Annotated in this window: 14 protein-coding genes; 9 read left to right on the top strand and 5 right to left on the bottom strand. The window is 34.5% G+C overall.

What is annotated here, in order from left to right; translation table 11 throughout:
• The first annotated feature begins 82 nt into the window (after nucleotides 1-82).
• Together EZS29_RS06675 and EZS29_RS06670 are read left to right on the top strand one after the other, a co-directional pair.
• Entirely contained in the window at nucleotides 83-760 is a 678-nt protein-coding gene (locus EZS29_RS06675) for a hypothetical protein (RefSeq protein WP_130607819.1), read from the top strand.
• Nucleotides 761-768: 8 nt separating this feature from the next.
• Nucleotides 769-1,374: a hypothetical protein gene (locus EZS29_RS06670; protein WP_130607817.1), complete on the top strand. Its 606-nt coding sequence runs from the start codon at nucleotides 769-771 to the stop codon at nucleotides 1,372-1,374.
• Here the strand turns inward: EZS29_RS06670 and EZS29_RS06665 are convergent.
• From EZS29_RS06665 to EZS29_RS06650, 4 genes are read right to left on the bottom strand one after another with little or no spacing between them, the layout of a single operon-like run.
• Nucleotides 1,358-1,846, bottom strand: coding sequence for a hypothetical protein (locus EZS29_RS06665; protein WP_130607815.1), 489 nt, complete (start codon nucleotides 1,844-1,846; stop codon nucleotides 1,358-1,360). The genes EZS29_RS06670 and EZS29_RS06665 overlap by 17 nt on opposite strands.
• A complete protein-coding gene (locus EZS29_RS06660) occupies nucleotides 1,847-4,045 on the bottom strand; it encodes a hypothetical protein (protein ID WP_130607813.1) in 2,199 nt (732 codons plus the stop codon).
• A 24-nt stretch (nucleotides 4,046-4,069) separates the two neighbouring features.
• Nucleotides 4,070-4,750, bottom strand: coding sequence for a 3'-5' exonuclease (locus EZS29_RS06655; RefSeq protein ID WP_130607811.1), 681 nt, complete (start codon nucleotides 4,748-4,750; stop codon nucleotides 4,070-4,072).
• Between the two features lie 12 nt (nucleotides 4,751-4,762).
• Nucleotides 4,763-5,695, bottom strand: a complete 933-nt coding sequence (locus tag EZS29_RS06650) for a LysR family transcriptional regulator (RefSeq protein WP_130607809.1) — start codon at nucleotides 5,693-5,695, stop codon at nucleotides 4,763-4,765.
• 103 nt (nucleotides 5,696-5,798) lie between these two features.
• On the opposite strand from EZS29_RS06650, the gene EZS29_RS06645 reads away from it, so the two are divergent.
• From EZS29_RS06645 to argS, 7 genes are all read left to right on the top strand, one after another.
• Nucleotides 5,799-7,505 carry an NFACT RNA binding domain-containing protein gene (locus EZS29_RS06645; RefSeq protein WP_172603814.1) on the top strand — a complete coding sequence of 569 codons (1,707 nt, stop codon included), beginning with the start codon at nucleotides 5,799-5,801 and terminating at the stop codon, nucleotides 7,503-7,505.
• Between the two features lie 260 nt (nucleotides 7,506-7,765).
• Complete coding sequence (locus EZS29_RS06640) at nucleotides 7,766-8,932, top strand: glycosyltransferase (RefSeq protein WP_130607805.1); 1,167 nt, start codon at nucleotides 7,766-7,768, stop codon at nucleotides 8,930-8,932.
• Between the two features lie 12 nt (nucleotides 8,933-8,944).
• Nucleotides 8,945-10,309, top strand: a complete 1,365-nt coding sequence (locus EZS29_RS06635; protein ID WP_130607803.1) for an undecaprenyl-phosphate glucose phosphotransferase — start codon at nucleotides 8,945-8,947, stop codon at nucleotides 10,307-10,309.
• An 82-nt stretch (nucleotides 10,310-10,391) separates the two neighbouring features.
• The gene (locus EZS29_RS06630) at nucleotides 10,392-11,543 is read left to right on the top strand and encodes a FapA family protein (protein WP_130607801.1); all 1,152 of its coding nucleotides are present in this window, start codon (nucleotides 10,392-10,394) and stop codon (nucleotides 11,541-11,543) included.
• 15 nt (nucleotides 11,544-11,558) lie between these two features.
• Nucleotides 11,559-12,995, top strand: a complete 1,437-nt coding sequence (locus EZS29_RS06625) for a class I SAM-dependent RNA methyltransferase (RefSeq protein ID WP_130607799.1) — start codon at nucleotides 11,559-11,561, stop codon at nucleotides 12,993-12,995.
• Complete coding sequence (gene radA / locus EZS29_RS06620; RefSeq protein ID WP_130607797.1) at nucleotides 12,992-14,371, top strand: DNA repair protein RadA; 1,380 nt, start codon at nucleotides 12,992-12,994, stop codon at nucleotides 14,369-14,371. Before EZS29_RS06625 ends, radA begins: the two co-directional genes overlap by 4 nt.
• Nucleotides 14,372-14,534: 163 nt before the next feature.
• Nucleotides 14,535-16,310: an arginine--tRNA ligase gene (gene argS / locus EZS29_RS06615; protein WP_130607795.1), complete on the top strand. Its 1,776-nt coding sequence runs from the start codon at nucleotides 14,535-14,537 to the stop codon at nucleotides 16,308-16,310.
• A 1-nt stretch (nucleotide 16,311) separates the two neighbouring features.
• On the opposite strand, the gene EZS29_RS06610 is transcribed toward argS, so the two are convergent.
• Nucleotides 16,312-17,112 carry a nucleoside phosphorylase gene (locus tag EZS29_RS06610; protein WP_130607793.1) on the bottom strand — a complete coding sequence of 267 codons (801 nt, stop codon included), beginning with the start codon at nucleotides 17,110-17,112 and terminating at the stop codon, nucleotides 16,312-16,314.
• Between the last annotated feature and the right edge of the window lie 178 nt (nucleotides 17,113-17,290).

The following is a 17,290-nucleotide window of genomic DNA, read 5'->3' as shown; positions in this document are numbered from 1 at the left end:
TCAGCTGCAAAATATTTGCTGAAGGAAAGCTTGAAAATATGAAATAATTCAATAAGTAAAGCTTAAGTTTACGAGGTTCAATATGAAGATAAAAATCATTGCCTACCTTCTTAGTATTTTGGTTATAGCCGGCTGCTCAACCTTATTCCCTCAATACTCAAAACGCGGACAAGATAACGCAGATGCTAAGCAATCGAATAGTTTTTTTGGGAGCCTATTTCGTGACGATTCTGACAACGAAACAAATGATATTCAAAAGGAAAATGGAAAAGGCGGATTGAGCCAAGAAACGATAGCACGCAACAATCGCAAACGCAGTGTGCAAATAGATCCCTTAATGAACAATCAAGCAGCTATAGCTGCTCTCAACCTAACTTTTATAGAAGGAAACACCTGGAGAACTTCGGCCCACCCAGCACTTGTTTTTGGTATTATGGCACGACTCCTCTCTCAAAACTATATTATTACATCGGTCGATAGGAAAAATTTCAATTTGCAAACGGAATGGGACAAATTTTTTATCGATGGCCGCCTCTTTCGCAACAGGATAAGTCTCTTGGTTTTTCCAGTAGGACCTCGCCAAACTGAAGTGGTTGCTAAAAATATTGTTGAGTATTATTCAGGCAGTGCAAATAGCAAACTCGAAGAAAACACGGCCTGGTTTCCAAGCCCAGACATCACCGATGAAATTGCCAAACTGATTGAAAATACCAACCGACAAACTGCACTTTTATTAAATCAAATGCAAAAATCACGTTAAGAGAAGCATTGAGAAAGTTATTTGTAATACATTTTTTTTTGTTCGTTTCTCTGTATGCTTTTTTATTAAATAGGGAAGCGTTAGGAGAAGCTCGTTACTTTAGTTTAACTTTTAACGGGAATTATGAAACAACATTCTCCACAACGTATAAAAACACTCAATTTACTTGGGGATTAGAATTGGGAATTCCACTCAATCGATTTTTTGAACTGGGCATTGGAAAAAGCTTCACTCAAGATATTTACGAATATTCAGATGATTACAAAAATTCGTTGATAAACAAAGGTCTCATCCTGCCAAGTGGGACTCTAAAACAAGAAAACGACACCTCAGACACATATATCAATTTAATAGTTTCTCCGAATTGGGTGTATGTTAATCCCTCCATTTCTGGTGGTTTGTTGATGAGAAGTGTTTGTTCTCGCGATTATTTCAATGATGCGACTTGTCAAAATCAAAAGTTAACTTGGAATTTAGGAGGTGGCTTATCTTTTTATATCACAGAATATTTACGTTTCAAAGTTGCTTATAAAATATCGCCTTCAGGCTATCGTTTAAATTCAAAAAATTATTATGACGAAAGATATACTGCTGGCATTACTTTTTTATATTAATTTTATATTTAATATTTCTGAGCGAACCCTGCGCTTCAACAATCATTTCTAACATTGCTAGGCGATGACGCCACAATGCTAAGAGACTTTTTGTTGATAAAAAAATCTCGAGTTCCTTATTTTTATATATATTTTCATCACAAAAGTTTTCTGTAAGATATAATTCGGATTGATAAAGATTCTCATTCATAAAACATCTTTCCATAGCTTTAATTATTCCAGTCCATTTTGCTATGGAATCAACGCATTCTGAGACAAAAGTATTGATTATATTTCGACCTTGATCACACATTAGATTACGAATATCTTGAGCATACATGGGTAAAGGTGTTTCTATTTTTATTTGATTGTCTAAAATTTCTAAATCAAAATATTCAGATAAATACTTTTTATTTTTTTTATAAATAGGCTGAGAACTTCGATGATGGAAAGAAACACCTTTTATTTTTTTTCGATATTGATTACTTTGCATTTATCGGAGCCTACTTTCAAGATATCGGATCATGGGAGAATCGGATTGCTCTCCATGGCTTTTGAGGCGCGCAATTTCTTCAAGAATTTTTTTTCTCCAGCTAGAATCGAGCATGCCTTGAGCGGCAAGCACATCCATCGATGAACGAAAAGCGCGCGCATCTTGTTCCTTTTGTAAATCCTTGTCACTATCTTCTTCATTTTGCAAGCTCATTAGGGCTTTTTCTATAGCAAATTGCGCTAATTGTCTACTTTTTTCCATTTCACTTGAATTTTCAAGCTGAGCATTTTGTTGCGCAGCCGATGTCTCTTCTTTTGCTTCAGATAATGACTCATTAAAATCATCATTAATTTGTGGTGTTTTATCCAAACTTTTTTTTGCTTGAGCCAATTCCTGCAAAACCATATTTCTATTCTCATTTTCTCTTGTTTTTTCAATATGGTTGTCCGCATTTTGTAAATTCTTGCGCGCTTCTTGGATTGTCCGATTTCTTGCTTGTTGGAGAATTTGCATAGCTGTGCCCAGATGACTCATACCCATTTCAGCCGCTGTTTGGGCATTTTTTTGCGCTTCATTAAAATTTTTTAATTTGAGCTGTGACTCAGTTTCTTTTAATTTATCAAAAGTTTTATCACTTTGTAAAATATTTTGGACAATTGATTTTTCAAGTTGAGATAATCCATAAGAAGATTGTTGAGATAATATTAATAATTGTTTATTTAAATCACTTGACTTATTTTTTAGATCATTCGTCTCAGCAAGAATTTCATCGAAATTCCCTTCCGAGTTTTTTAATTTTGCGATATTATACTTTAAATTTTGCAGTCGTGCGAGAAGATTACCACCTTCTTCCATTTTCTGTTGTCGCTTTAGCATATCAAGTGTTAATTGAATTTTTTTTACTGAATCTTTATAATATTTATCATTTTTTTTATTAATATTCTCAACATAACTCATTGTTTCAATAATATTTTTTCGCACCATGCCGGAGCGCCCTAATTGCATTGCCAATTGAGCGCTTTTTGCCAGCGGCTCAAAAACCTTTTCCTTTTCAGAATTAATAAAAGATTTAATAGAATTAAGATTTTTTAAAGCTTTTTCCAAATTTAATATAATATCTTTTCTTACTTGCATGGGAGTGCGAACAGGAAACTCGAGTTCTTTTGACTCCCCAATAATATCAGTGAGCACAGTTTTTGCTATTGCTTTTACATAGAGAGTGTCTTCAGGCATAAACGGAATACCTAAAGTCACAAGCTCAGTTAATTCAGAAACAAAAGAAAGCTGAGAAGCGTTTGCAAATTCAGCAATTGTTTTATCAAAATGGTATCCAGATTTCGTCCGTATAGAAAGAGAAATCAAAGACAAAGGAACAGAAGAAGATGCATTTAAGTAAAAATAAAGTTTACCAATACTTTTAGCTATATCTTGCTCCGGCATTTGTACATGCTCAAATTTTAGAATTGGTAAGGGAGTCGGTGTAATTTCAATGCTTCCAATAAACTGATCTGTACCATTAGTTAAAGTATAATCTACAATTTTAACTTCATTTTTATTAACGGTAGCAAGCTCATTCTTATCTTTCTTTAAATTTTCATAAAGGGAAGCGACAGAAGATGACCACACACCCGATTCCGATAATTGATAATTGTATTCATTGTCTTTATCATAATTTTTATATTTTATATTAAGCTTCCAACTCGTATTTGATTTAAAGTTTTTTATTTTAAATTCTAAATAAGATGATGTATCTAACAATATTTTCATGTTATTATTTGAAAGTTTAATTTCTTCTGTTGAGGCTTCTGAATATGTTGGATGCTCTATCTTTATATAAGGCTGAGTAAATTTAAATTTCTCAGAAATATAATTGATAGTTTCGTTTAGATCATCCTTCATAAAATAAGTAAAACCACTTAGTGAAAGCAAACTGACTATAAGAATTCTAAGTATTAATTTTTTATGCAATGAATGTGATTTTATTCCTGCAGCATTTAAATTGAGATCAATTCTTTGTTTAGACAGGTTTTTATATAAGAAAAGACCTCTAAAAATAAATAGATCCAACCAATTTAAAAAAAGGAGCGAAATCGGAAATGACAGCCAAGCTAAGTCTTTGTTAATTACTCTAAAGAAAAATAAAAAATTTGTAATAATGGTTAATATAGAAAATAAAAATATGTTTAGCTTATATTTCACTCGTATATTTTCCCAATATTTTATCTATCCTAACATTGGTTCTCGATAGGACGAAAAATCTGCAATTGTCTGTAACTCAGGGTTCTCGTCTATCATACGCCAAAGCACACCTGCTGTAACTAAAATATCGCCAATAGAACGGTGACGCGATTCAAATGTCAAACCATAATGGGCTGCAAGTGCATCCAAGTTACGTCTCTCTATTTTTACCAGTGAGCGAGCCATTTTTAATGAACAAAAAATTGTATAATCACAAGAAATTCCAAGACGATATGATTCATGATGCAACATACCTACATCAAACTCAGCATTGTGGGCAAAACCCACACAACCTCTTAAAAAATCATGGAATTTAGGGAGAATTTCCTGAATTGAAGGTTTGCCAACTAACATACTGTTGTCAATTCCAGTGATGCGGGTAATTTCTTCCGAAACATTTTCTTTGGGATCGATCAATTCAGAAAAGCGTGCCACTTCTTTGCGTCCTAAGTATTTGATAGCACCAATTTCTATAATCTTTGCTGTACGTGTATCAAGCCCTGTCGTTTCAAAGTCAAAAATCACAAGGGGTAGATCAAAAAGTTTATCTTCAAAAGCAAAACGAGATCCACTGACACCACCCATAATTGCAACATGTGATGAAATTAAATTTTCTTTACGGGAAAGTAAAAAGTGAAAAAGACTATTGTGAAAAGGAGAACTCATTAAACTGTAACCTTAATTATATATACGCTTAAGAACATTTACAAACTCTGAAGCCGCAGGAGTTAATTCACGATCTAAGACAGAGCAAATAAGAATGGAACGTTCCATTTTTAATCCTTGGATTTTTAAAATATGAATGCCTTTTTCATTTCTTAATGAATGTGCACTCACAATACTTAAACCGATATTTTTCTCAACCATTTTAATCATGCTTTGTGCAGATCTTAATGTCATAACAGTCCGATGCCGAATGCCTAATTTTCTAAATTCCATTTCAATAATATCATAAATAGCGCTGCCTGTTTCAAATAAAATCATAGGTTGCCGATTGATATGTATAGGTAACAAAGCTTTTCCCTGCTTTTCAAGCATTTGAGACATTTGCACCAATGGGTGCTCTGGTGCGGCAATGACTTCTAAAGAATCGATTATTTCTGCATGCACTTTTAAGCCAACGAGCGGATCTTCATTTTGCGAAATAAATGGATTCCGTGTGATAAGCCCAACGTCGACAGAGCCATCATGTAAAGATTCTATGACAGTTGCTGAGTCTTTTTCGTGCAAAGTGAATTGAATTTGCGGATACTTTTTTCTATATGCAGAGATTGCATCTGGAAAGACTCCAGCAACTGCAGTAGCTCCTCCACCCAAGTGGACAAAACCTTCACGTAATTCGAGATGATTACGTACTGTCGTTTGTAACTGGCCCATTCTTTTTAAAATATCGACCGCAATTCCATAGACAAGTTTTCCCATAGAAGTTGGTCGCACACCCCGTGCTGTTCTTTCTAATAGAGGACATCCTAAACCTTCTTCTAAAAGTTTGAGTCTTGCCGATAGAGCTGGCTGAGTGATGTGAAGTTTATTCACTGCGGAAGAAAGGGAGCCTTCTTGAACCACTGTAACGAAGGCTTGCAAACGGTAAATATCTTGTAACTCTTGCACTCGGCACTCTCCAATCTGAGAATAGACACACTAGGAACAATACTGTAAGCATGAATGTCGTCAACCTAATTAGCTAATGAAAGAGCAGCATAGGAAGATCATCGTGAAAGAAACTGAATTTTCTCAAGAATTAAGAACTGGTATGGCTCAACTTGCAATTTGGACAAGGAAATTCGCCCAACCACTGCATCGAATAATCAACACAAGTTTACAAAAAATAACCGCATCGGAACAAGGACATATCATATTATCCGTTTATAAACCTGGAGATGATAGAAGTGCAATTTTACTTTCCATGAAAAAAGGGGAAAGTGGAATATCAACCACTCGGCTCAAACCAACAACATTAAAACAACCAAATTCTATCGTACAAATTTCTCGAAAATATATACAGGGAAGAAAAATCTGTTCTGCATATGCAACAATCTCTCCTATATCTATCATTATAGAACTTGCTGAGGCAAATAAACAAATTGAAAATTTCCAAGAAATAAATGATGGACCAAATTGTCTTATTTTAGATTTAGATGCAAAACCACCAAGAATTATTCTTGCTAAAAAATACACCACCATTCCTGTTCGCTACAGAGCACAGTACGGAATGAATTTTACTGACACAGATATTTTCTTTGAAAGCTGGTGCGAATGGAGTGAAGATTGCACAAAAACAAAAAAAAGGGCTTGCTTCGAGCATCCTCTTATCTCTTATTGTCCTTTGCCACAAATTGAAAATATTGAACCGCAAAAAATAATAGCAAATCCAATTACAGAAATAAATGAATTAAAATTAAAACAAACAGGAATTCCTCTACATTTAACTTCTGCGCTCGAATTTTTACCAACCCACATAAGAAGAAGCGCAAAAACAAAATTACAATTTTTAAGTCGCAGATTGAGTCGGCAAAAAGCAGATTTACCAGATGACAAAGAAATATTGCGCTTACAACGACAAAGCGAAGGATTTAAAACTCATTTTTATTTATGGCCACAAAATTCAGTTATTTGGTATGTACCGCCCCAGTTCATAGAAGAATTTGGCATGCCTGCATTTTATTCTCTCAAGAAAAGTGAAAAACCAGGAGATCTTCTCAACAAAATTCATGCAGAAATCGATGTGTTAAAAAGAAGAAGACAAGAATTAACATCTCGCATTGCTGAAAGTAAAACAGCGGAATATGATTTTCAAAAATTAATAATTGACAGTGCTGAAGAATTAAAGAATGCAGTAGAAGCATACAAAGAGAAGCACATACATCTGCAAACCGATCTTAAAAAATTCGAGAAATATGCACTCGATTATGTTCTGATTAAAGAAGATCTCCCTCTTATTTCAAGATTATGCAGAATGCTTGATATTTCTCTGACTGAAAGCGAACAGGCGCAAAAAATCCGTGAAGAAAAAGCGAAGCGATATCCATTTAAAGAATTTATAGCCTCAACAGGGGAATTTATTCGAGTGGCTCGCTCTGCAGAAGATGGCGATAAAATGATTAAATTAATGCCATCCCATCACACTTGGATTCACGTTTTAACGGGTGAAGGAAGCCATGTGTGGTTAGAAAAACCTAAAGGAAATAAACCTTCCATGCAATCCTTGCGCGAAGCTTCCGTACTTGCCGTTCACCATTCGAAACACAGTCGCGCTCAAAGTGCTGATGTGCAAATAGCTACCCGAGCAGATATTGAAAAGCGTAAAAATCTCCCCCCTGGTAAGGTAATTGTCCGTCGGTGTGAAACATTATTAATCAAATATGACAATGCGGAGCTTCATAAAATTACCGAGCCTGCCCATAAGAAGGTTAAAATATAAAATCTGAATAATTTATATAATTTTATTTTTTATTGAAAAATTAAAAATTATTTTATAAATTATAAAAATACTCCCCTGAATTGAACAAAAAATAAACAATCTTGTTTTTTAAAGTAAACTTTTCTTTTTCAATTCATCTAATCAAAGAAAAATCAGACCTAAATCCCAATTTAACTTTACAAAGGAAGAGAAAAGAATCTATAATCTTAATCATACATTCAAGATTCATTTGCTTAATAAGAAATGAGGAAGTAAAATATTTGGATAAAGAAAATTTTATTAATCAAACTAAACATTTAAAAGTTGCAGTTGTGCATGACTGGATGTTTTCCCGAAGGGGTGGTGAGAAAGTTCTTGAACAAATTCTTAATTTATTTCCAAATGCTGATCTTTATTATCTTTTTGGCAATCCAAAGGAAGTCCTCAAGCTTGAGCACACTCATCAATTTAAAGTATCATTTTTAGCAAGAATACCTTTTATTAAAAAGTTTTATAAAACACTATTACCATTTTTCCCCATAGCAATTGAAAGCTTTGATTTATCAAATTATAATTTAATTATATCTAGTAGTAGCTGTGTTGCTAAAGGAATCGTTCCTCCACCGCTTGGGTTACACATAGCATATATTCATAGCCCGATGCGTTATGCTTGGGATCAAGAGCACCGTTATTTCATAAAAAGTCCGAGTATTATACGTCCAATAGAAATTTTAAGGAGAATTCTTCTCAATCGATTACGCATTTGGGATATCACATCCTCTATTAGAATAGATAAATTAATTACAAATAGTCATTTTGTCGCAAGAAGATGCTCATTATTTTATGGTAAGAACTCTACGGTAATTTATCCCCCAATTCACACAAAATTTTTCCAAAAAAATGCGAAAATATCTTGTGCATCTATTCAAAAAAGAAAAGTGTTACTTTTTGGTGCATGGACTCCTTATAAGAAAATGTATGAAACTCTTGAATTTCTAATACACAATGGAGTCCAAGTTATAGCTGCAGGTCATGGAGAAGAAATTATAAAGGCACGTAAAAAATTCAAAAAAAATGTAGAATTTTTTCTCAATCCATCTGATGAAGAAGTGCCAATTATTTTTTCGAAGGCACATGCTCTTTTATTTCCAGCAATTGAGGATTTCGGCATTGTTCCATTAGAGGCAACGTCATCAGGTTTATGGGTCGTTGCCCCAAATCAGGGAGGAACTAAAGAAACAATAATACATGAATTGACTGGTTTTACCTTTAATGAAAATTCGAATGAATGCATGCTCAATGCAGTTTTAAAAGCACTTGAGCGTGATTTATCTGAAAATGATCTCAAAAATATGAAAAAACAAGTCGAGAAATTCTCGATTGAAAATTTCCAAAAAAACTTTTCCCATGAAGTCATCGCAACTTTAAAAAATGAAAACTTGCTATAAAAGGTTAACAAAATGTTACTGAGCAGACATTCTGAAAAACTCAATATATTTAAAGCGATTTCTGACTTACTTTGCATCTCTATTTCATGGATTTTGGCATTTATTATTCGTTTCAATGTCGACTTATTAAAAGTCTTAGAAGATAAAGAAAGTTTAATAAACTATTTACGCTTATGGCCATTACTCATTTTCAGTTATTTATTTATTTTCATAGCAACACACGTCTACAGCAGAAATATTGAGAAAAAAAAGATATGGGATGAAAATTTCGAAATCATAAAAAAACACACAATTGCATTTTTCATCTTTGTAACTCTATCTTATTTTCTCTATCAACACAGATTTAGCAGATTAACATTGCTAATATTTTTTATTATACTTCCTCTCGTTTTCCCAATTGGTCGAAGTTTTGTAAGAAAATTTAATAGAATATATTTAAAATATAATCAAAAAAAGAAGCAAGCTATTATTATTGGAAATGGACCACAGGTCCTGAAAATAAAAGAAGCGATCTCTATACGCAGCGATTGGAACTTAGATCTTATATCGTGCCATACATTTACAGAAGTCGATGTTGTAAGTAAAATTTTAAAAAGAAACGATATAAGTTTAGTTTTTATCATTCCAAGTGCAGAAGAAACAGCACATGTAAATGAAATTTATGAGCATCTCGATAAAAATCTCTCAGAAATTTTGCTCATACCTTATTTAGGGGAGAGAATATTTTTTGAACCTAAATCAATAAAAATTGAAGGCATTCTTTCCATTGCTCTCAATTCATCCAGTCTACACAATTCCGGACGCTTTGCGAAAAGATTTTTTGATATTATTTTTTCTTTATCTTTTCTTATATTCTTTTCACCTATTTATTTATTATGTATTATTCTTGTAAAAATAAGCAGCACAGGACCTGTTTTTTTCAAACAAGAAAGAATGGGACTCGATGGAAAAATGTTTTACTGCTATAAATTTAGAGGAATGTATGTCGATGCTGAAGAAAAAAGTGGGCCTGTTTGGGCGAAAGCAAATGACTCTCGTACAACTCCATTTGGTAAATGGCTCCGTAAAACAAGTCTCGATGAAATACCTCAATTTATAAATGTCTTAAAGGGTGATATGAGTGTCGTTGGACCTAGACCAGAACGACCTGTGTTTGTCGAAAATTTTAAAACTCAAATTCCTGGGTATATGTTAAGACACAAAGTAAAAGCAGGAATAACGGGTTGGGCTCAAATAAATGGATGGCGTGGTAACACTTCACTTGAAAAAAGAATTGAATGTGACTTATGGTACATTCAAAATTGGAGTATGTGGCTTGATTTGAAAATCGTTTTTTTGACTCCTTTTAAAGGATTAATCCATCCTAATGCGTATTAATCCTATTTCTTTGATTGATTTTAAAATTCTGCTACAATTAAAGTAACAACTGTATAAAAGAAATGTGTTTTGGAGATCTGAGATGAATTCTTCTACTAATCCACCCTCGGGTCAAGTTCCTTCTCCTGCAACAAAAACTTTTTTTACGATCAAAGCATCACCGGATGGTATGTCAGCCCATATACCTGCAAAATCTCATATTTCCCCAGATGTTATACATTTAAATTATGAACAAATATGTGTCTATTTGCAAAAATTGGGTTATATTTTAAAACCGACGCCTGAAGCCTTTGAAGAAATAAAGCGGGCTGCAAGTTCTAAACCCCCACAATTTTCTAAAGATTTTCTTTTTCTTAAAGGAATTCCTTATACTGAAACAAAAGGAGCTACAATCCGCTGGCTCAATCCTATCACGATGCCAAAGGATCTTGTCCGTCCCAATATTCCATTTGCTATCATTAAACAAGCAGCCCCTGCATCTCCTGCCAAATCTATTTTTGGCCAAGAATTTCCAATGCCTCCACAAAAAGGTGAACCTAAAAAAATAATTGTCCTGACTCCCGATCCTGCCTTCACAACCAACGAAAAAGGTGAACTTGTTTGTGATAAGGGGGGGCAAGTTATTGTTTCACCAGAAGGACAACTTAAATTTGAACCCGTTTATACCATTAAAAATTTGCGCGTCGACCAAATGAAAAAAATTGAGTTTCCATGCAGCGTCATAGCAAAATGTGATATTATTGGATCTCTCGATTGGGTGATAAATGGAGATTTTACTTGCGAACAATTCTGGTCTGCCACAGGCATCAAAGTCAATGGAAACGCAGTCGCTTTAAGTGGTATCCAAACTAATCAAGCTCATGATGATACCAAAGCAATAATCATAAATGGAAACCTAGAAGCAAACTTTATTCAATCGAGTTGTTTTATTGTTGAAGGTAACATAAAGGTTGAGAAAGCAATTCTTGCTTCTCGAATCACAACGAACGGTAATTTGGAGTGTTTAGGAGAACCAGGAAAAATAACGGGCAGTGAAATTTTTATGAAAAAGGGAACTTTAAATGTTAAAAAAGTTGGCAGCGAAAAAGAAAAGCCAACTTATATAAAGTTTTTTTCAGAAACGCTTTCTAGTACTTCAAAAATAGAAACCCTTTCTGAAGGTTCTCGCATACAAATTCAAAAAACAAATATCATTATCCAAAATTCACAGCCATGGCCATCACCTACTAAATAGGCAAAGTTTCAAACTATGCAGTATCATCGCAATCGTCAAAAATCTTTTCATTCAAAAAAGTCACATTTAAAAGCAAATCATAATCCATCTATAAAGCATGAAAAAGAAACTTTAACCTCTTATGCAATGTCCACTGATGGAAAAGCGATTGCTCGAAGTGAGGATGGCATTATTGTTTTTGTAAAAGATATGATCGAAAATGAAACAGCAAAGGTTGAAATTGTTCATAAAAAATCTAATTTTAAAAATGCAATTGCCCTTAAAATTGAAAATCCATCACCACACAGGGTCGAACCTCCTTGCAATTACATTTCCAAGTGTGGTGGCTGTCAGCTTCAACATATTGCCCCCGAAATGCAATCCGTGTTTAAATCCCGCTGGTTTTTTGAAACTTTAAAAAGAATTGGGAAATGGGATTCTACCAATATTAATTTATCAGAGAAAATATTATCACTTATTTATTTAAAAAAAGAACATTATCGTCGGAGAGTGCGCTTTCATTTTAATGGAAAAGATCTCGGTTTCAAAGAAAATAATTCAAACAATATTGTTGATATTTCGCATTGTTTGATATCGAGTTTAAAGATAAATGAAAAAATTGCATTTCTAAAAGATAATTTAAGTAAAGCATTCAATGAGATACAAGAGAAAAAATTCAGTCGACAAATGGAATGTGAAATAGAACTCACTGAATGCGATGATGAGAAAGTTGTATTAAATATTGCTCAGTTTAATGTTGATCAAGAGCCAAATAAAGAAATATGTTTAACAATCTTAGAAAAATATTTGACCATTCAAAATGAGCAAATTATTCATTTAAAACATCCTGAACTGCCTCGATTTCGCTTAAAAAAACAAAGTTTCATTCAGCCTCATATGGATTGTATTGCATTATATTATCAACATATTAAAGAAGCTGCGGATGAGTTTTTAAAATCTTTTATAAAAAGTAAAAGTGAAAAAAAACAATTCATAGCTTGGGATCTTTATTCTGGTGCAGGAATTTTTACTGCTCTTCCTTATTTTGCAGGCAAAAGATTTGATTTAAATGTTCAGTGCTTTGGAGTAGAGGGTATAAAAGAAGCCATCGATTCATTAAATAATAACTGTAAAAATTTACCGGTAACAGGTATCATAAACAACGTTGAAATATTTATTGATAAAGAATTTAAAAAGAAATTAGAACAACCTGAAAATTATAAAGAAGTCGATCTCTTAATTCTTGATCCTCCCCGCGCGGGTTCAGGAATCGAAGCCATGCAAAAGATTGTCGAACTCTGTAGTAAAAAATCCCTCGTTGTGTATCTTGCCTGTGATCCTGCGAGTTTTGCGCGAGACACACGTGTGTTGCTTGAAGGTGGTTTTCGCTTAAAAAATCTAAATCTTTTCGATGCTTTTGGTCATACAGTGCACTACGAAGTGCTTGGGTGTTTTGAACGGGGAAATGGATGAAAAATTCTTTTAAACAAATCTTTGTTTGCACTTCCTGTGGAGCAACCCATCCGAAATGGCTTGGCAAATGCCCAGATTGCAGCGCTTGGAATTCAATTCAAGAAGAAACTGTGAGTAAGTCACATTTTACCCATAATTCAACTAAAGCTACAGTTGTCCCACTGCCAAAAGTCGAAGAAAAATTAGAAAAAAGAATATTTTGTGGTGTCCCAGAACTCGATCGCGTTTTAGGGGGTGGACTCGTTGTGGGAAGCCTAGTTCTCTTAAGCGGCGATCCTGGAATAGGTAAATCAACTCTACTCCTACAAGCTTTAAATGGACTTGCCCAAAGAGGATTCAAAGTTCTTTATGCCAGTGGTGAAGAAAGTTGCACACAAATCAAACTCAGAGCTGAGCGCTTAGGCTCACTCAACCCAAATATTTTGGTGACAAACGAAACAAACATTCATTCAATTCTCGATGCCGCCAAACAAATTTGTCCGCATGTTCTCGTAGTTGACTCGATCCAAACTGTTTATAATCCAGAACTTCCCGGAAGCCCTGGAAATGTAAGCCAAATAAGAGAATGCACAAATCTCATTTTACAAATCGCAAAGGGTGAAGGGATTTCAACGTTTGTTGTTGGGCATGTGACAAAAGAAGGCTCGATCGCGGGGCCAAAGGTTCTTGAACACCTGGTTGACACGGTTATGCACTTAGAAGGTGACACTTCAAGTGGTTACAGAATATTAAGGGCAAACAAGAATCGCTTTGGTTCAACGGGAGAAATCGGGGTTTTTGCTATGCAAGGTCATGGCCTAGTTGATATCCCAAACCCAAGTTCTGTTTTTTTAGATGAAAACAAAAGAAACAGTGAAGGAGCTGCTATCACAGTAAGTATGGAAGGCACCCGCCCATTACTTATAGAAGTGCAGGTTCTTGTTGGGAAAACTTCTTTTGCCTCACCCAGACGTTTGGCAACTGGGTTCGACACGAATCGCTTTACCATACTCTTAGCGGTTCTCGAAAAGCGTGCAGGACTGTACCTATCCAATGTCGATGTGTATGCGAACGTAACAGGTGGATTTAAAATTTTTGAACCTGCCATTGACCTTGCCACCGCAGCCGCAGTCGCTTCGAGTTTATTTAACAAACCTTTACCTGCAAAAACCGCTTTTTTTGGAGAAGTCAGTTTATCCGGTGAAGTGCGCATGGTTAATCATGCTCTACCAAGGATTTTAGAGGCTTATAAATTAGGTTTTGAAAAGATTTATATCCCTCTGCGCAATTATCAACAAGAAAAAGAACATATTCTTAAACTTCTTGAGAAAGCCGAAAAACCTTTCTTTGTTATTCCAATTGAAAGTGTCAATGAAGTCATTCGTTTTGACAATTAACTCCAATAAAAATTAACAATTAAGTCCTAAGAATTCTAGACACAGTTTAGGTTTTGCAATAACGTATCGTCCATATTATGGCTCTGATGGGAGCATTTCTTGACCCAGCTTCTCAGAATGCCATTCTAGTTATGCTTTAACATTTTTATAATTCTGGTGAAAAATGCCGACCTTACACGACCCCTTTAAATCTGAAATAGCTCAAATTGTCTGCGCTCAATTAAACCAATTTGCACAGGAGTCGGGTTTAGAACTTCAAATTGCGGAACAAGACGTCTATAATCAATTGACAGTTCCGCCTGACTTTTCCTTGGGAAAAGCCGCACTTCCTTGCTTTTTATTTGCAAAAGCGTTTAAAAAAGCACCGCAGAAGATTGCCCAAGAGCTTGCCCAAAGTTTAAACGCAAAAGCACATCAGCTTGTAGAAAAAGTAGATTGTGTAAATGCTTATTTAAATTTTCATTGTCAATTTGAAAAGCTTGCAGAATCATTTTCTTCAGCTGTAAAAACGGGAGAATATTTCAAAAAAGAGCTCCTAAAAGAAAATGAAAAAGACAAAGTCGTTGTTGAATACTCGCAGCCCAATACCCACAAAGCTATGCATGTTGGTCATTTGCGCTGCCTCGTTTTAGGCGATGCTGTCTGCAATCTTTTAGAATATGCAGGCAACCAGGTTGTACGTGCGACTTATCCAGGGGATTTAGGCACACATGTTGCGAAAATAATCTGGTATTTAACACATCCAAGCAAAAAAGAATTGCCTAAAGAAAACCAAAGCAGTTGGCTTGGACAAATGTACGCGGAAGCAGATGAAGCTTTTAAACAAGCTAAAGGAACTGAGCAAGAATTAGAAATCAAACAAAACATCTCTGAAATACTCAATCAGCTTGACAATTCTGCTGGTGAATATTTTGAATTATGGAAAGAAACCCGTGAATGGAGCCTAAACTATCTAAAAGATATATATAAATGGCTCAATTCTCATTTTGATATTTGGTACTTTGAAAGTGAATGCCACACTCCATCCAAAATTCTTGTTAAAAAGAAATTTGAAGAAGGATTCTTTATTAAAGACAATGGAGCGATAGGCATTGATTTAAGCCCATGGAAATTAGGTTTTGCCATGTTTTTAAAATCAGACGGAAATGGCCTTTATTTAACAAAAGATCTCGATTTAATCACCCGTAAATTCGCCGATCCTAAAGTCACAAAATCAATCGTGGTGGTCGACTCTCGACAAAAACTCCATTTTCAACAATTGTTTAAAACGGCTGAACTGATGGGCTACCCTCAAGCTGCGAAATCAGTGCATTTGTCATATGAAACTGTTAACACAGAAGATGGAAAACCCTTCAGTTCCAGACAACTAAATGGTCTACAACTTCTTGATCTCCGCTATAAAATGGAAGAAAAAGTAAAAAACGATTACCTAGAAAGATATCGTGGACAATGGACAGATGAAGAAATTGAGCTCACAGCAAAAAATATTACCATCGGTGCACTTAAATATGGAATGCTCCGTGTTGACAACAACACCCAAATTAATTTTTCACTCGAAGAATGGCTCAAGCTCGATGGAGAAACAGGTCCATATTTACAATATGTGCATGCACGTTGTACAAGTATACTCGATAAACTTGGTCAGCCCAAAGACAAAATCAAATTTATTTTAAACGAAGCTGCTGAAAAAGAATTATTGTTTATTCTTTCTCGCTTTAATGATTTCGCTTTACAAGCATCACTGCAAAATCGCCCTTCAATATTAACTGGATATCTTTATGATACCGCTAAATCTTTTAATCGCTATTATGAGCTATGCCCTATTAAGAATGCAGAAGAAAATATTAAAGAAACACGACTTGCCTTGGTTCAAAATACGCAAAAAATAATTTCTGAAGGATTATCACTCCTCGGTATTCATTCCCCAGAAAAGATGTAAATTAATTATTTAAGATCAATTTTCCGCTTTGAATATTTTCTAAAGTTTTTAAGGCAGATAGTATAGTTTTATCTGTAACATCATCTACAATATTGTGCATTATTTTTTCAGACTCTTCATTGCCTGAATATCTTGCGGCAACCACACCGCAAATACTTGTTGCATGAAATTTATAAACACTTGCCATTTTAAATAATGTTCCTGTCTCCATTTCAAAGTTTAAAATATTTAAATGTTGATATTCCTGAATAAGTCCTTGCTGTTTCCTTAACAAATGTGGATTAGCATTGCCATACCGCTCTTGCCCTTCATAAAAAGTGTCGACTGAGGCATTGATACCAAAATAAACGGACGGGTGAATTCCTTTTGCAGTATGATATAGATCTGTCGATAATAATGGACTTGCTACAGAAGGATACTCATTAGGAGCAATATCTTTTGCCGCTCCTTGTTTACATAACGATGCATAATTTACAATAAGACTACCTGGTGCAATATATTTTTGTATAGATCCTGTTGTTCCTACTCGAATAATAACTTCTATCCCGGCTTGAGCTAATTCATTTACTACAATACTTGTTGAAGGCGCTCCCATACCAGAAGTTGCTGCAATAATAGGCATACCTAGAGATGTTTCTCCGATATAACAAAGCAATCCGCGATTATCACAGACCAATTCGGATTTACGCAAATATTTCTCGGCGATCATGCGGGTGCGACTGGGATCACCTGACAAAAGACACAAATGCACATTAAGTTTAGATAAGAAATCAATAGTAAAATTAAGATGATTGAGTAACATTTGATTATCCTTAGATAATAAATAAATTTAATAATCTAGTCGATTTTTTTGTTTCCACTTAAGGAAATTAAAAATAATTATTAATTGGACTAAAATATTTTGTCAAATTTTTGACGAATTCTATGCACTCATCTTTAAAAGAGTTGGAACTGAGTTAGACTAACTCGATTCTAGAATC

This window comes from Fluviispira sanaruensis, from assembly GCF_004295685.1.
GTDB classification, from domain to species: domain Bacteria; phylum Bdellovibrionota_B; class Oligoflexia; order Silvanigrellales; family Silvanigrellaceae; genus Silvanigrella; species Silvanigrella sanaruensis.
Note: the sequence above shows the minus strand (reverse complement) of the source record. Positions and strands in the feature narration are given on the sequence as shown.

Bases quoted from the DNA above. Each gene is read 5' to 3' on its own strand.
- EZS29_RS06635 (WP_130607803.1), top strand. From the start codon at position 8,945: ATGTTACTGAGCAGACATTCTGAAAAACTCAATATATTTAAAGCGATT.
- radA (WP_130607797.1), top strand. From the start codon at position 12,992: ATGAAAAATTCTTTTAAACAAATCTTTGTTTGCACTTCCTGTGGAGCA.
- EZS29_RS06655 (WP_130607811.1), bottom strand. From the start codon at position 4,750: ATGAGTTCTCCTTTTCACAATAGTCTTTTTCACTTTTTACTTTCCCGT.
- EZS29_RS06625 (WP_130607799.1), top strand. From the start codon at position 11,559: ATGCAGTATCATCGCAATCGTCAAAAATCTTTTCATTCAAAAAAGTCA.
- EZS29_RS06665 (WP_130607815.1), bottom strand. From the start codon at position 1,846: ATGCAAAGTAATCAATATCGAAAAAAAATAAAAGGTGTTTCTTTCCAT.
- EZS29_RS06630 (WP_130607801.1), top strand. From the start codon at position 10,392: ATGAATTCTTCTACTAATCCACCCTCGGGTCAAGTTCCTTCTCCTGCA.
- argS (WP_130607795.1), top strand. From the start codon at position 14,535: ATGCCGACCTTACACGACCCCTTTAAATCTGAAATAGCTCAAATTGTC.
- EZS29_RS06610 (WP_130607793.1), bottom strand. From the start codon at position 17,112: ATGTTACTCAATCATCTTAATTTTACTATTGATTTCTTATCTAAACTT.
- EZS29_RS06675 (WP_130607819.1), top strand. From the start codon at position 83: ATGAAGATAAAAATCATTGCCTACCTTCTTAGTATTTTGGTTATAGCC.